Genomic DNA, 15,324 nt, shown 5'->3' on the forward strand with positions numbered 1-15,324 from the left:
CTCAAAAAGCAAGAGTTATGATTGATGCAAAATCCATTAGCACTGATTTGAAAGCGGTACGGGAGCAATCGCCCCTGGTACACAACATCACCAATTACGTGGTGATGAATAACACGGCCAATGCCTTACTGGCCGTAGGGGCTTCCCCGGTGATGGCCCACGCGCCGGAGGAAGTAGCCGATATGATCCAAATCGCCTCGGCGTTGGTGATCAACATGGGAACACTTAGCCGGCATTGGGTTGACGCGATGCTGCTGGCAGGAAAAGCCGCCAGGGGAAAAGGTATCCCCGTTGTTTTCGATCCGGTTGGAGTAGGGGCTACCCCTTACCGAAACGAAGTAGCCGCCCAGATACTGGAACAATGTAGGCCGGATATTATCCGGGGCAATGGTTCAGAAATTATGGCTTTGGCCAATACCAAAACACGAACGAAAGGGGTGGACAGTATTATGACCAGTCGTTCGGCGCTCGATAGTGCTAAAGAGTTGGCCAGCCAAAATGGGGCAGTCGTGGTGATCAGCGGTCCGGAGGATCTCATCACGGATGGAACCCATGTCCACACCATTAAAAACGGCTCCCTTCTCATGCCGAAAGTAACCGGAATGGGATGTACGGCGACAGCTTTGACAGGGGCATTTGCAGCAGTCAACAGCGACGCATTGAAAGCGGCCGCACATGCTATGGCCGTGATGGGAATCGCCGGTGAACTGGCCACCAAAAAATCCTCCGGTCCGGGTTCACTACAGCTTCAGTTTATCGATATGCTTTACCAGCTATCGGAAGCCGATATCGCACAAATCTTCCTGCCATGACTTCCTTCGATTTAAGCCTGTACCTGGTGACCGATCGGGAACTGTCGAAAGGCCGTTCACTCAGCTATATCGTGGAGGAAGCGGTAAAAGGAGGGGTGACGATGGTTCAGCTACGGGAAAAGGATTGCACGACCCGCGAATTCTATGAGCTGGGGATGCGGATGAAAGCTTTGCTCTCTCCCTTAAGCATCCCGCTAATCATCAACGACCGGCTGGATATTGCCCTCGCTGTAGATGCGGACGGATTACATATCGGGCAAAGCGACATGCCCTGGCAGGTGGCCCGCCGGATTTTGGGAAAGGATAAAATCCTGGGCTTATCGGTCGAAACAATGCAACAGGCAGAAGAAGCCAACCGGATGGATGTGGATTATATCGGGATTTCACCGGTGTTTGCCACATTAACCAAAACCGATACGCTGCAGCTGTTTGGTTTGAACGGGTTAAAAGAAGCAACCTCCCTGTCCCGGCATCCGGCAGTAGCCATTGGAGGGATCAATCTGCAAAATGCAGCGCAGGTAGTGAATAGCGGAGCCGATGGCATTGCGGTTGTTTCAGCCATTGCATCTGTCGATAATCCCAGACAAGCTGCCAGAGAACTCAAATTGACAATCAAAAAAGAAGTACCCAATGAAATGGAATGAACAGGCCTGGAAGGCCAGTGAAGACGTATATGCAGCCATTTTAAAGCTGCCCTTTTTGCACGAATTGATGAACGGCACGCTGCCGAAAGAGAAATTCTTTTTCTACCTGCAGCAGGATGCTCTCTACCTGGCCGAATACGGTAAAATCCTGGCAGGCATTGCGGCCCGGTTGGACCGGAAGGAATGGCGGGAAGCCTTTCTGCATTTCTCATCCGATACAGTGGCTGTAGAACAGGCCCTGCATCAGCTTTACCTTAACGGGACAACCAATCGTACCGAACCGACTCCCTCTTGTCAGCTCTACACCGGATTCATGTACCGGCAACTGACCGGGGCTTCCATCGAAGAGGTGGTGGCATCGGTCCTGCCTTGTTTTTTGGTATACAAGAAGGTCGGAGATTATATCCAGGCGAATCAAACGGCCGGGGATAACCCGTACCAGTCATGGATTGATACGTACGGAGGTGAGGATTTCGCTCTTGCGGTGGAACAGGCCCTTTCGATAGGAGACGAATTGGCTGTTCGGAGCACGGAAGAACGTAGGGAGGGTATGACACGAGCCTTTATAAAAGGATGTCAACTGGAGTGGATGTTTTGGGACAGCGCCTGGCGAAAGGAAGCATGGCCTGTTTAATGAATCATGAAAACCAACGAAAAATGAAACTCAGGGAAATAGGTGAATTCGGTTTTATTGAACGATTTTCACCGGAATTCAAATCATTGCAGACACAGGATATCACCGGGATTGGTGACGACTGTGCCGTTCTGCCCATGAACGAGTCGGAAGACCTTCTGGTCACGACGGATATGCTGGTGGAAGATATTCACTTTCTTCGGGATGGGATCACTCCCCGGCAACTGGGATATAAATCGGTGGCCGTTAACCTGAGCGATATTGCTGCGATGGGGGGAGAACCGCTGGGGACATTTCTTTCCATTGCCATTCCCCCGGAAATAGATGTGGAATACCTCGATGAACTGATGAAGGGGTATCACGAGATATCGGTAAAATACAAGGTCCCGTTACTGGGGGGAGACACCACCCGGTCAGTTAAACACCTGGCGATTAATGTCAGTGTACTGGGGAAATGTCCAAAGGGAATGGCGCGCCTTCGTTCCATGGCGGAGACCGGCGATGTGATTTGCACTACCGGGTACCTCGGCGATTCGGGAGGCGGACTGAAGGTTTTATTGGAGAAGGTAGCGCTGACTGCCAACTGCGATAATTTACTGAAACGACACCATTTGCCCGAACCACGTCTGCCCGAAGGGCGCTTCCTGCAAGATTTCCCCGGTGTACATGCCATGATGGATGTATCCGACGGGATTGCATCCGATTTGAAGCATATCTTAAAAGCTTCCGGTAAAACGGCCCGGGTCCACCTTGACCAGCTTCCGGTTTCTCACAGTTTGAGGAAGGTTTGCGAAGAGCAGCGCTGGAATGTTGAGGAGCTGGCTACCGGTGGAGGAGAGGATTATGAATTGCTTTTTACGGTTGAGGGGCAACAGTTGGAGAAGTTGCAGGAAGAATTCCTCCGGAAATTTAATCAACCGGTTTACCCGGTCGGAACCATCGAAGAGGGAGAACCGGCTATTCAATGGTTCCGGAACGGACAAGCAGTCACCTTTGCCAAAGGCGGTTTTAATCATTTTTTGTAATCCAACGTATGTGAAAACATGGAGTAACCTATGCAATACAAACGAGTTTTAACCATTGCCGGAAGCGACCCCAGCGGAGGGGCAGGCATCCAGGCCGACCTGAAAACCATGTCGGCCTGCGGATGTTTTGGAACGACAGCCATAACAGCCATCGTTGACGAGAATACAGTAGGTGTTTACGGAGTCCATCCGGTGCCTATCGATTTTGTGAAAGGACAAATCAAATCGGTAGTGGAAGATATCGGTGTGGATGCGGTTAAAATCGGGATGCTGCACTCTTCAGAATTGATTCGGGCCGTAAAAGAGACCTTATCGTTTTACGGGCTCACCAATATCGTTCTTGACCCGGTGATGGTGGCCACATCCGGAGATAAGCTTTTACAGGACGAAGCCATATCGACTTTGCAAAACGAACTGATTCCCATGGTACGGGTGATAACGCCCAATATCCCGGAAGCAGAGATTCTATCCGGCAGGACCATCCGAAAACAATCCGACCTGCCGGAAGTAATAAAAAGTCTTTCCTGTAACGGAACCGTTTCGGTTTTGCTCAAAGCGGGGCACCTGAGTGAGGAAGAGTTGACCGATGTTTTTTATAATGCCGAAACGGATGAAATCATAGAGCTACGTTCGAAGCGTATCATGACCCGGAATACACATGGAACCGGATGTACCTTTTCGTCAGCAGTGGCATCGTTCCTGGCACACCAGCTCCCGTTGAACGAGGCAGTAAGAGAAGCGAAAAATTACATGAACCAGGCCATTGCCGAAGGTTCGAAATACGAAATCGGGAAGGGACATGGTCCGGTTCACCATTTTTATCATTTTTGGAAATGAATTATGAAGCAGAAGATTGAGGCAGTAATTTTTGATATGGACGGAGTCATCATTGATTCCGAAGCCATCTGGAAAAGGGCGGAACAGGAAGTTTTTTCATCGGTTGGCGTAGAATTGTCATCGGAATTGTGTGAGCTTACACAAGCGATGACCACGGCTGCGGTGACCCGTTTTTGGTACGAGCGGTTTCCCTGGAAGGAAAAGTCGTTGACGGAAGTTGAATACTCCGTGATTGAACGAGTGGCTGATCTAATCAGGGACGAAGGGACGGCGATTGATGGTGTGGAACGTTTTATCAGGGATATCAAACACCGGGGATACAAAATCGGGTTGGCTACCAATTCTCCCGCCATGCTCATTCCTGTTGTCCTGGAAAAACTGGGAATCAGCGACTATTTCGATGCAATTGCTTCAGCAGAACATGAACCGGAAGGGAAACCTAATCCTTCAGTTTATTCATCGGTTATTAAAAAGTTGGGATTAACACCGGCGACTTGTGTGGCCATTGAAGATTCCCTGTCGGGATTAGTAGCAGCCAGGAAGGCCGGAATGAAAACCATTGCCATTGTCAATGGTGCCCATGCAAGCGCGGAGTTCGGAATAGCCGATTTGATAGTAAATCATTACGGTGAACTGGATTTAAAAACTGAAAATTATTGATTAGGAAGACGGAGAAATGATTAAACTCAATTAGTATTTATGGATAACGAGAAAATATACATCATCGGAGCCGGAGCAATAGGAAAAGCCCTGGCTGTTTTCTTGCGGAGTGAGAACAGGGATGTGACGCTTATCAGGGGGCGTGTAGATGATATACCGGCTGAAGAGGAAGTCATTACAGTAACCAATGGGGAAAATCAGAAGTTTGAGCAGGAAATAACCACCACCACCTTTAGCAACCTGTCTGCTATCGACGGTATTGTACTGGTTACAACCAAAGCATTTGCCAATGAAATGCTTGCCGCGAAACTGAAAAGCAAGAAGGGCCGTTTTTCGGTTGTTTTGCTTCAGAACGGACTGAACGTCGAAAGGCCTTTCGAAGATTTCGACCAGCTCTATCGGTGTGTGTTGTTTTCTACCAGTCAAATCATCAGCACCAATCAGGTGTCGTTTAAATCGGTTACAGCTTCTCCGGTTGGAATCATCAATGGAACGGAAACAGTTCTGAATTCCATCGTCGGGCAAATTAGTACTGTTCATTTTGCATTTAGAAGCGAATTCAATATCGTGAAATATGTATGGGATAAGGCCATTATAAATTGTGCTTTCAATTCAATTTGCCCACTGCTTGAAGTCGACAACGGAATCTTCCACACGAATCCGGAAGCTCTGGAAGTGGCGGAAATCATTATTCGGGAATGTGTCGCACTGGCGGATAAACTGGGAATCGCAGTTCATTCGGGAGAGATAAAAGAAAAGCTGTTGCAGATAAGTCAGCGGGCAGCAGGGCAACTTATTTCAACTTACGAGGATATTCGAAATAACAGGAGAACTGAAATTGAGAGTCTGAATCTTGAAATGGCAAGACTGGCCGACGAAGCAGGCGTGCCCGGTCTGGTGACGAATACCAGGCTGCTGGGAGAAATGATACGCATAAAATCAAAAATCCGGATTGAACAGATAGAGACTATCTGAAGCGATGACCGTCGGGGTTCGTTCTTTTGAACAAGCCAAAAGGGCGGGCAAAACCTCCTAAAACAGCTTTTTCCATTGTATACGTCCTTTTAAATTGTTTTGTTAACTTGCTAGGGCTTAATGATAATGATCAGCGGAATGTGGATGAGGCAAAATACAGGGTTACACAAGCTTTTTATCAGGATAGAAAAACAGACATACTGCAATTATAAATGCATTGTGTGTTATTATGCAAAAATCACAGAATAAATTAGGAATATGGATAAAGATAAAATAGCCCTGATAACCGGAGCAAATAAAGGCATTGGTTTTGAAACATCAAGACAATTGGGAAGATTAGGTTATCAGGTGCTTCTTGGAGCACGAGATGAAGAGCGAGGCAAAGAAGCGGTTGAAACATTAAAAAAGGAAGGTTTTGATGCTCAGTTATTGGTACTTGATGTGACTAATCAGAACACCATTGATCATGCTGTCAAATTCATTGAGGAAGAATATGGGCATCTTGATATTCTCATTAACAATGCGGGTGTCTTTTTTGAAAAGGGAGTGTTACCAAGCCAACTTAAACTGGCGACTTTAAGAGAAACATTCGAAGTTAATTTTTTCGGTGTTTTCGCCATGACTACCGCGCTACTTTCGTTACTGAAAAAATCTACCGGGGGTAGAATTGTCAATGTTTCGAGCGGACAAGGTTCACTCACAAGGAGCAGTAGTCCGGATTCGACCAGATTACAACTAGCTTATAACAGCTCTAAGGCTGCTGTTAATGCATTAACTATTCAATTCGCAAAAGAATTAAAGGATACTCCAATAAAAATCAATGCTGCAGCACCAGGTTATACAGTTACCGATATGAATGAGGGTAAAGGCACAAGAACGGTGCAGCAGGCTTCCAAAATTATTGTTCAACTTGCACTATTAGATGAGACCGGCACAAGTGGCGGATATTTTGAAGATGCCGGCGAAATTCCGTGGTAGTCTTCATCGTATTTTTAATATCAAAATTTTCCGTTTTCTACGTCCACAATATCGCCGTTAGGCGATAAGACCCGGCCTGCCTGTCCGCGACGTACGGGATTGCCCGGGCAGGCCCCGTGAAATCAAACTCATATTTCACCGGGCAGGAGTGAGCGGGAATGGTTTTGTGCGGGGATTCCGGGACGTGGGCCGGAAAAACAAAACAATGACGTGGGTGGAAGGATCACTTTGACTTGTCCTTTTGGTACTTTTATGACAAGATAAAAGTACAAGCATGTAAAAGAAAAAGGTACGGAAAAGCGTTTTCCGCCCTTCCCAATTCCCTGCAGCAAAAAAATATTTCCCTGCTTACTCCTTTCTAATCCCCTGTGGGTAGGATTTTTTTGCTTGCCGCAGAAAACTACCTATAATAGCTATTCCTGTTGGGTACATCACTTTCGAATATTTCTTTAACTTCGTTAGACGTAACAACCAACTAAATGAAAATGAAGCAGAATAGTTCATCAATGAGAAATATGGATCGAAAAGGTTTCTTTAGAAGAGCCTGTTTCGCCGGAGTTTGTTTATGCGGATTTGGTGCCGTCTCAAGTTTCACAAATGACGATACATCTCTTAATCAGGATAACGATAAACAACTTAATCAAGAATGGTTATCAAATTTGTTATCAAACTTAAACGAGGATTTGGAAGAGGAAGTGTTGAGAGGAATCGTCAAAAAATCATCAATGTTACATTACAACAATTTGAATATGGATGCCTTGCTGGCTGATTATATTGGTGATATAGAAAAATTTAATCGATACATTGAAAGCACTTGGGGATGGAAAATTGATTATAATAAAACAACCAGGGTTTTAATTGCAGATGAAAATAAAGATTACTGTGTATGCCCGGTTTTAGAACACAAAAAAGGAATAAATACTTCGGCAATCTGTTACTGTTCAGAAGGCTTCGCGGAAAAAATGTATTCGGTAGTAACCGGTTTGTCTGTGACAGCAAAAGTGATTTCCTCAGTTAGAAAGGGCGATAAAAGCTGCAAATACAAAATTGAAATACCCTAATGAATAAAATAATCAGGAACGCCCGACAAGGTGTTATAGGTAATGGAGGCTAATATATAGGTTTTTATGGTTTTGTGTGGGGATTCAGGCATGTGGGCCGGAAAAAAACAAAACCATGACGCGGGTGGAAGGATCACTTTGACTTGACCTTTTGGTACCTTTGCGCAAAGGTCAAAGTACAGGAAGAAGTATTAGAACTTTCCCTCGCGAGATGAAGAAGAATCTGGCGCTTACAAGTTGCGATTCCCGCGGCGGCGAGATGCGCATCTCCGCAGGGAAAATTATCTTACTACTACCAGCCCCATAAGGTTATAAGGTTTCTTTGTAAATGGTACTAAGGATCTTCTGCAAATGGTTATAAGGTTTTGCTCCATGTAGTACTAAGGATCTTCCGCTGGTAGTTATAAGGTCCTGCTTCTGGTAATACTAACTACCTGCCGTCGGTAGTACTAAGTATTTTCCACAGGTAGTTATAAGGTACTGTTCCGGGTAGTTACCTTATCCTTCCGATGGTAGTTGTAAGGTCGGGGGGGAGTAGAATCCCGGCGCTTCCAGGCCTTTCACAATTCCTTGCTGTAAAAAAATATTTCCCTAAGCACTCTTTTCCCATCTTCACGTTAGAAAGTTTGTACTTAAGCATTGTGACTGATTTTACAAATCGATAAGCGTCTTCAGATTCTGTCTCAGGTGTTTTAATGCCCGGGTAATGTAATTCTCTACTGTGCGGATGGAGATACCCATCTCTTCTGCAATTTCTTTGTTGGAGTAATTCTGGAAACGACTATAGTAAAAAGCTGTTTGGCACTGAGGGGGGAGCTTATCAATCTCTCTTTTTATGGTAGTCTTTAGGTCATTTACGTCCACTAAGTCCTGTGTTGAATTGTCATAGTTCTTCACCAGAAACATGGCAAAATTTAAAGCATATTCATCCCTGACTTTTGAGAACCGAATATGACTTAATGCTTTATAACGGGCTGCTGTAAACAAATATGCTGACAATGACCGGAGCTCGGTAGCTGACCTCTTTTGCCAAAAGGAGATAAAGACCTCCTGAACAATTTCTTCACTAACGACCTTATCATTGATGCGACTAAAAACATACGAAAACAGGCGCTCAACATATCGGTAATAGATCTGCTCAAAAGCTAATGGGTCGCTCTTCTCACTCACCAACTCGAAAAGTTCCTTATCAGAATATGTTTGATAGTTAGTATTCATTTCATCAATGAGCCATGCTTAAAATCCTTTTTCTCCATAATCTCCAAAAATACACATTGCCATTTAAAATTCAACTAAATCCAATTATTTGCAGTTTTTGCCGATGGCATTCTAACAAATAATCATTTTTCTTTGAGAAAAAATTACATTCTGACTGTGTGTGTTTCGTTTTTGAAACGACTTATCATATGTACGAGCTTAAAGAATCGTTACAAGCGAACTAAGTTTATGAAAAAATATAGTTTCAAAAATATTTTAAAGTACTACACCGACAATCAGTTAAGTCGTCGAAACCGGGAGGTTGTCGAAGATTGGTTTGACCAATTGGAAACAGCGTCGGATCAAACACAACTAAGCGAAAAACAAAAAAAAGAAATCAAGACGAAGATTATCAAAGGAATGCGACCGGCCTATTCGTCGAGAAAAATTGGGTTCCGCGTGGTTGCCGTGGCAGCCAGTATTGTTTTGATCCTGGGAATATCATTTTTGATTAAGCAATCATTCGATCGTGAAAAGGTAATCCCTGCTCCTGTGATTTTAACCGCGCAATATAGCGAGGGAACTCACAAACTGATGTTGAGTGATGGTACGATTATTTGGCTGAAAGGGAAAAGCAGTCTGAGTTATCCGTCTGCATTTCCCGGAGAAACCCGCCAGGTGGAGTTGAAGGGCGAAGCATTGTTTGAAGTAGCAAAAGATCCTGCCCATCCCTTCATTATTCATTGCGGTAATTTGAGTGCCAAGGTTCTTGGTACCAGTTTTAATATCCTTTCGAACGAGAAGAGTATCGAAGTTTCGGTATTTACTGGAAAGGTTGCTTTAGAAACCAATGCCCAGAAGATGGTGGTGCTACCAAACGAGAAAGCGGTGTATGAAGCTAAGAAGCAGATATTGCAGAAGGAAGAAGCAACAAAAGTGGAGCAGGCGTCTCTAATAGCCGGAACAGAATATAATATGATGTTTAACAATGTACCGCTCTCTGATGTATTGACCCGAATTGAGACGAAATTTAATGTTGAGGTTCACTGCTCAGACAAACAATTATTAAAACAGCGAGTCACAGCCGATTTCACTGATCAATCTCTTGATAATACGCTTGATATGCTTGGTCAGCTTTTCTCTGTTACTTTTTCCCAATCGGGAAACAATATAAAAGTTAAGAAGTGAATTTATGATTTAGTTTATTAACCTAAAAGAAAGATTTGCCTATGATAATAATGCTTACCTGACAAAGTATTCCTAATAAACCAAAAAAGCAGAAGTGGTTGCAGCACTCCTGCTTTGACCTTCCTGATGGAGGAAGGTAATGGTTGTCATTATTACAGTTCTAACAATAACATGTCAAATGTATGCTAAAGAAAAATAAATTCAAAGCCCTAATTATCCGGTTTATGCGAATTATGTTTGTATACACAGTAAGTGTAGTATTCTTTATTCAGTTCGCAACAGCTGCTCATAGCTACGGACAACAAACCCTTAAGCAAAACCTGTCGATAAATGCCGAAAACGAGACGTTGGAGGAAACGCTCTCGAAGATTTCGAAAGTAGCTCATATCAAGTTCGTATACAGTACGAATACGATCTCATTGGAAGAGAAAGTTAGTTATGACTTTTCCAATGAGAGTTTGAAAGATATCTTGGATAAACTTTTGCTTCCCTATTCCATTAATTATGTAGCCCGCAAAGATGGTTATATCGTTTTGGTTCCATTGAAATCAGACACTCCGAAACAACAGCCACGGGACTCGGTGAAAGACGAAACCAATCGACAAACGGAGGGTATGATTAAAGTGCATGGGGTTGTTTATAATGAAAATGGCACCGAAGTTTTGCCTGGAGCAAACGTTTTGCTGAAGGAAAATATGAGGGGCACGGTCACCAATGAAAATGGTGAATTTACTCTTTGGGGCCGAAAAAATTGGCATTTGATGGTGTCATTTATCGGATTTAAGACTACTGTAGTTCCGCTTGATGGAAGGAGCGAGCTTAAAATACAATTGAAGGCGAACATTAACACGATTGATGAAATTACTGTCGCAAGTAACGGATATCAGAAAATACCGAAGGAACGTTCTACCGGATCGATTACGACCATTGGAGCGGATGAGTTAAAAGAATCACCTTCGGCTAATCCGCTGCTTAGTCTGGAATCAAAGATTCCGGGTGTACAGATTTCCGTTCTTTCCGGCGATCGGACTTTTACCTACAATAATACGCTGAAAACGCCAAATTCGGGTACGCATACAGTGGGTGCTACCGATTATAACGTGACCATTCGCGGACAGGGAACTTTGATGGGGGAGAAGTTCCCTTTACTGGTGGTCGACGGAGCTATTTCAGAAATGGATATTTCGGCGATAAACCCTGATGATATAGAGAGTATAACCATATTGAAAGATGCCTCTGCAGCTTCTATCTGGGGGGTGCGTGCAGCCAATGGTGTGATTGTGATTACCACGAAGAAAGGGAAGAGCAATCAGGCGCCTCAAATTAATTTCTCAACAAACATAATGGTTGCTGATAAGCCGGACCTGTCATATATAAAAACAATGAATTCGGCGCAAATGCTGGATTATGAGAAAGAGTTGGTTGACCGGGGGGTTCTTTATAAAAACGATGCATCAACTTATTATGGGGCTCAATCTATTTTAAGTAAAGGTAGCAACCTTGCCTTGCAGCTTAACTCAGGCGATATTACCCAGAGTGAATATGACAGTCAGGTTGCCAAATTGAGTCAAATTGATAGCAGAAAACAGATATCAAAATATTTGCTGCAAAGAGCCAGCAGGCAGAACTACAATATCTCGGTGAGCGGAGGTGCAAAAAAATCAAACTACTACTATTCCGCTTCCTATACCAAGGAAAATCCCAACACCGTTCGTGATATGGGGAAAAGATATACAATTACGTTGAATAACAGCTGGGAACTGTTTGGTAATATTGTTCTCTCAACAAACTTCAAAGGAACCTTTTTTGAATATAACAGTAATGGAATTTCATTGAATTCTCTATATAAACCGCAGAGCACGACCTTGCTTCCTTATGATTTACTAGCCGATCAAAGCGGGAACGGAGTTGTTTATAATCGTTATGACCCAACATGGGTAAGCAACCTGGGCCCGGGCTATCGCGACTGGACATATAACTACCTGGATGAACTGAGGAATAATGATAACCAGCAAAAAACCGACAATTATGTGGCTAATATCAATCTGAGAGTTCCTTTATTCAAAGGGTTGACAGCATCAGCTATGTATTCGAAAGAAAAATCAAATAGTACGGTTACCCGGTATTATAATCAGGACACATACTACTTCCGTGATATTGTAAACTTTTATACCTATCCCGGCGCCGGAATGAATAGTTTAGGAATTACAACCGGAGGGATTTTATCAAAAGTTCAGGGTTACGAGAATAATTACAGCTTACGCGGACAACTCGATTTTAACAGGCGTTTTAATAAGGTACATCAGGTTACTGCCTTGGCGGGAACCGAAATCCGGGAAACTAATATTGGAGAAAGTGATTTTACATTGTTTGGTTATAATCCTGAAACCGGATTGACAAATACCTCTATTAATTATAGCTCAACGCCTACTTATCAGTATGTTGCAGGTTATTCTCCGACCTCGTATACGACATTCTATTATGGTGGTTATCCCAGTCAGGCTGACCGAAAAAGGCGGTTCCTTTCGTATTACAGTAATCTGGCTTATGACTATAAAAGCAGGTATTTCCTGTCGGGAAGTGTGCGTTATGACGACTACAACAACTTTGGTGTCGCTCGGAAATACCGCGCTACTCCATTGTGGTCCGCCGGAGGAAAATGGATCGCCAGTCGTGAGAGCTTCATGAGTAACATCGACTGGATTTCCAATTTAGGTATTCGGGCTACCTACGGTGTTAATGGTAACCTGTCTTTAAGTACCTATCCGTTTACTTATCTTGGGCTGGGAGGCTCGGACTATACCACAGGACTAGAGACAGCTTCTATTATTGCAACTGCTAATCCTGAATTGCGGTGGGAGAAAGTTTATGTAACCAATATCGGACTCGATTTCAGCTTATTTAAAGGGGGTTTGAACGGTACGCTGGATTATTACCGGAAGAAGAGCAAAGACCTGATGTTTTCGTATCCAATTAGCAGTGTTTATGTCGGGAATATTGGCGGAGGATACTTAACCCGTAATATTGCTTCGATGAAATCGAATGGAGTTGACTTTGGTCTGGAGGCCAAGTTGTACAACGATAAAAACTGGAATTGGAAAATGCGTTTCAATCTGTCGTATAATACCAACGAAATTACTGATGCGCGTTTCAAAGAAGACAGTTATGTCAATTATTACGGCACTTATCCTGCCGGCATTCGTTTGATTAAAGGGTATCCTACGGATAAATTGCTGGTATACCGCTTTGCCGGACTGGATGAAAACGGCTTAACTCAGGTTTATGATGAAAACAGAGGAATTATTCCTTCATCTCAAACATCAATAACTTCTTTTGGGGTATTCAAAGATGCCGGGCGGACAACCGCTCCGTATTTTGGTAGTTTTAATACAACGGTCCGTTACAAACAATTTAGCCTGTATGGGCTGATGACCTACCAGTTTGGCAGTGTCTTTCTGAAACCATCTATCAGCAATTATATCACTTCAGCCTATGTGGTGAATTATGATGTAAGCGCCGATATTGCTAAACGTTGGAAAAAACCCGGAGATGAGAAAACAACCGATGTTCCGGGCTTGAATGGAACAGGCAATGAGGTTTATATCAGTCAGATGCGCTACAGTAATTCTGATATCAATGTATTGAAGGGAGACTATGTTCGTTTGCGGCAAATTACATTGTCTTATGATTTACCCAAGGAACTTGTTGGGAAGGTAAAAATGGAAAGCGCTCAAATGGGATTGAGCATAAACAATCTGGGACTTCTTTGGACCGCAAATAAGGAAGGATACGATCCTGATTTTATTGCTTATCCGGGGTATACATACAGTCTGCCAGCTGCCAAGTCATACCTTTTCTCTCTCAATGTTAAATTTTAAAAACTGACCATATGATTTTCAAAAAAAATATACTCCCATTGCTGCTGTTGACTGTTTTTTTGAGTGCATGCAGTGATTTTGTGGATATCAAGACACAGGGGCAACTGGTTCCTAGTCAGGTGGATAATTATCGTTACTTACTCAATAATGCTTCGGAACTGGAATATGGTCCACAGTTTTCGTCAATTGCTTCGGATGACATTGAATTGGTCGATGGCTCTACACAACAGCAAAATCTCGGTTCGAGCGATTATTACGGATGGTGGGGAAAAGTTTATACATGGCAACCGGAAATTTATCCGTTAGGGAATTATCAGACAGACTACAGCTGGAATGCTATGTATAATACAATTGCTTATGCGAATACTGTTATCGACGAGGTGATGAGCAGCGACGGTGACGAAAGCGAAAAAGAGTCTTTACGTGCCGAAGCTTATGTACATCGTGCAGATGCTTACCTGATGTTAGTCAACACTTATGGAAAAACTTATAACGCTTCGACAGCTGACAGTGATTTGGGGGTTCCGATGGTTTTATCACAAACAACCAGTCAATCGTTGGTTCGGGCAAGTGTAAAGGCTGTTTATGAGCAAATTATTAAAGATTTAAAGAATGTTATCCCTTATTTGCCCGAAAAACAGGTATTTAATACGTTACCGTCACTTCCGTCAGCCTATGGAGAACTGGCACGTACGTATCTATATATGGATGATTATGCTGATGCCAATGCCTATGCCGATTCTGTGTTGATGTACCGGAATAAATTGGTTGATTTGGCGAGTATTGACGCTGTGTCGACCAGTACTTATCCGAGGGGAATTCATAATCCGGAGATTTTGCTTTTAAAAATACCTTACGGCGGAGTTCTTTATCCTCCAACCACACTTCGTTTAAGTGATGATTTGTTGAGTATATTGGGGACAACGGATCAGCGCTATAATTTATTTACTGTACCTGGCAATGTGGTCAGCTCGTCATATGTCGCAGAAGATGGACGCTACTTTTATCTGGACTATGAAATGTACGAAGGGCGAAATATCGGCCCGACAGTTCCGGAGATGTATCTGATTAAAGCGGAGTATTATGCCCGCAATGGCGATCCAACGGGAGCTATGGCCTGGGTGAATAAGCTCCGGGAAAAGCGCTTTAAGCCTGAGGACTATGTTCCGATGACAGCTACTGATGCTTCTGACGCATTGACAAAAGTGATTAATGAGCGACGCCGGGAATTTTTTGGTCGCATGCTGCGCTGGTGGGATATGCGCCGGTTAGCCCGTGAAGGTTTGTATACGAAAACCTTAACCCGCACTTTTGGTGGAGAAACATATACATTAGCTCCCAACAGCAATCGTTATGTTTTCCCAATTCCTGCCTATCAAATTCAGTTAAATCCGGAAATCGAACAAAATCCCGAATAATAAATCAATAAACATTT

13 protein-coding genes are annotated in these 15,324 nt (G+C 43.6%); 12 read left to right on the forward strand and 1 reads right to left on the reverse strand.

Going from position 1 to position 15,324, the window contains the following annotated elements:
• Window positions 1-17 precede the first annotated feature (17 nt).
• The 9 genes from thiM to T426_RS0108050 all read left to right on the forward strand — a co-directional run bounded on the left by thiM (window position 18) and on the right by T426_RS0108050 (window position 7,626).
• Window positions 18-812 carry a hydroxyethylthiazole kinase gene (gene thiM, locus T426_RS0108010; RefSeq protein ID WP_025866087.1) on the forward strand — a complete coding sequence of 265 codons (795 nt, stop codon included), beginning with the start codon at window positions 18-20 and terminating at the stop codon, window positions 810-812.
• Entirely contained in the window at window positions 809-1,456 is a 648-nt protein-coding gene (thiE, locus tag T426_RS0108015) for a thiamine phosphate synthase (protein ID WP_025866088.1), read from the forward strand. Before thiM ends, thiE begins: the two co-directional genes overlap by 4 nt.
• Window positions 1,443-2,090: a TenA family protein gene (locus T426_RS0108020; RefSeq protein ID WP_025866089.1), complete on the forward strand. Its 648-nt coding sequence runs from the start codon at window positions 1,443-1,445 to the stop codon at window positions 2,088-2,090. The genes thiE and T426_RS0108020 overlap by 14 nt, the downstream gene beginning before the upstream one ends.
• 23 nt (window positions 2,091-2,113) lie before the next feature.
• Window positions 2,114-3,115, forward strand: coding sequence for a thiamine-phosphate kinase (gene thiL / locus T426_RS0108025; protein ID WP_025866090.1), 1,002 nt, complete (start codon window positions 2,114-2,116; stop codon window positions 3,113-3,115).
• Between the two features lie 30 nt (window positions 3,116-3,145).
• A complete protein-coding gene (gene thiD / locus T426_RS0108030) occupies window positions 3,146-3,952 on the forward strand; it encodes a bifunctional hydroxymethylpyrimidine kinase/phosphomethylpyrimidine kinase (protein WP_025866091.1) in 807 nt (268 codons plus the stop codon).
• A gap of 3 nt (window positions 3,953-3,955) precedes the next feature.
• Complete coding sequence (hxpB, locus tag T426_RS23110; RefSeq protein ID WP_036985064.1) at window positions 3,956-4,612, forward strand: hexitol phosphatase HxpB; 657 nt, start codon at window positions 3,956-3,958, stop codon at window positions 4,610-4,612.
• A 39-nt stretch (window positions 4,613-4,651) separates the two neighbouring features.
• Entirely contained in the window at window positions 4,652-5,587 is a 936-nt protein-coding gene (locus tag T426_RS0108040) for a ketopantoate reductase family protein (RefSeq protein ID WP_025866093.1), read from the forward strand.
• A gap of 258 nt (window positions 5,588-5,845) precedes the next feature.
• A complete protein-coding gene (locus T426_RS0108045; RefSeq protein WP_025866094.1) occupies window positions 5,846-6,565 on the forward strand; it encodes an SDR family oxidoreductase in 720 nt (239 codons plus the stop codon).
• A gap of 485 nt (window positions 6,566-7,050) precedes the next feature.
• Complete coding sequence (locus tag T426_RS0108050; RefSeq protein ID WP_153637628.1) at window positions 7,051-7,626, forward strand: hypothetical protein; 576 nt, start codon at window positions 7,051-7,053, stop codon at window positions 7,624-7,626.
• 651 nt (window positions 7,627-8,277) lie between these two features.
• Here T426_RS0108050 and T426_RS0108055 read toward each other — a convergent pair.
• A complete protein-coding gene (locus T426_RS0108055; protein WP_025865904.1) occupies window positions 8,278-8,844 on the reverse strand; it encodes an RNA polymerase sigma-70 factor in 567 nt (188 codons plus the stop codon).
• Between the two features lie 228 nt (window positions 8,845-9,072).
• Here T426_RS0108055 and T426_RS0108060 point away from each other — a divergent pair, with 228 nt between their 5' ends.
• The 3 genes from T426_RS0108060 (at window position 9,073) to T426_RS0108070 (ending at window position 15,307) form a co-directional block, all read left to right on the forward strand.
• On the forward strand, window positions 9,073-10,011 hold the full coding sequence (locus T426_RS0108060; RefSeq protein WP_027585509.1) for a FecR family protein: 939 nt from the start codon (window positions 9,073-9,075) through the stop codon (window positions 10,009-10,011).
• 182 nt (window positions 10,012-10,193) lie between these two features.
• Window positions 10,194-13,889 (forward strand): SusC/RagA family TonB-linked outer membrane protein, encoded by a 3,696-nt coding sequence (locus tag T426_RS23115; protein ID WP_025865901.1) that lies wholly within the window; start codon window positions 10,194-10,196, stop codon window positions 13,887-13,889.
• 11 nt (window positions 13,890-13,900) lie between these two features.
• Window positions 13,901-15,307 carry a RagB/SusD family nutrient uptake outer membrane protein gene (locus tag T426_RS0108070; RefSeq protein WP_025865900.1) on the forward strand — a complete coding sequence of 469 codons (1,407 nt, stop codon included), beginning with the start codon at window positions 13,901-13,903 and terminating at the stop codon, window positions 15,305-15,307.
• Window positions 15,308-15,324 lie beyond the last annotated feature (17 nt).

This window comes from Prolixibacter bellariivorans ATCC BAA-1284 (assembly GCF_000621705.1).
GTDB lineage: Bacteria > Bacteroidota > Bacteroidia > Bacteroidales > Prolixibacteraceae > Prolixibacter > Prolixibacter bellariivorans.